The organism is Alcanivorax sp. HI0044 (genome assembly GCF_001634945.1).
The window spans coordinates 1-628 of the sequence record NZ_LWEZ01001008.1 but is presented as its reverse complement, the minus strand read 5'-3'; the positions used below and the strand labels follow the sequence as shown (position 1 = coordinate 628).

The following is a 628-nucleotide window of genomic DNA, read 5'->3' as shown; positions in this document are numbered from 1 at the left end:
CAGGCGTGGTGAAATTACCGCGGTATTCAGCGATTTCCGTCGGGCTCAGGCTGTCAACATAGGCCAGGCCTTTCTGGATCAGGCCCACCGCCAGGTCATACAGCTGGTCGAAGTAGTTACTGGCAAAGCGCTCTTCACCGTTCCACTGGAACCCCAGCCACTGCACATCCTGCTTGATGGACTGGATGTACTCGTCCTCTTCCTTTTCCGGATTGGTATCGTCGAAGCGCAGATTGCAGCTACCGCCATAGCTTTCCGCGATACCAAAATTGAGACAGATAGATTTCGCATGGCCGATATGCAGGTAACCGTTGGGCTCCGGCGGAAAACGGGTAACCACCTGGCCGTCATTTTTACCTTCTGCGAGGTCACGGTCGATGATCTGTCTGATAAAATTGCTTGGCGCTTTCGTTTCGCTCATTGCCTGGGCCAGTCCGGATAGAGATACGGTAAATGGGTACGGTGAAAATGAAGGTGCGCTAGTGTACTGTAGCCCCCCCAACAGTCAAAGACTCAGGGCCCCTCTGCACGCAAAATAGGCGTTAACTGACGGGTCCGACCCTGCGGAGAAACATCAATGAAAGTGTTGCTGACAACAACTTACGGCAAAATCACCCTGCAACTGGAC

General features: G+C 53.2%; 1 protein-coding gene. It reads right to left on the bottom strand.

Features of this window, described 5'->3' with window-relative positions; all coding sequences use genetic code 11:
* Positions 1-421 (bottom strand): glutamate--tRNA ligase family protein (locus A3730_RS11910; protein WP_231883941.1); only part of this gene is annotated, 421 nt, incomplete at its 3' end.
* Positions 422-628 lie beyond the last annotated feature (207 nt).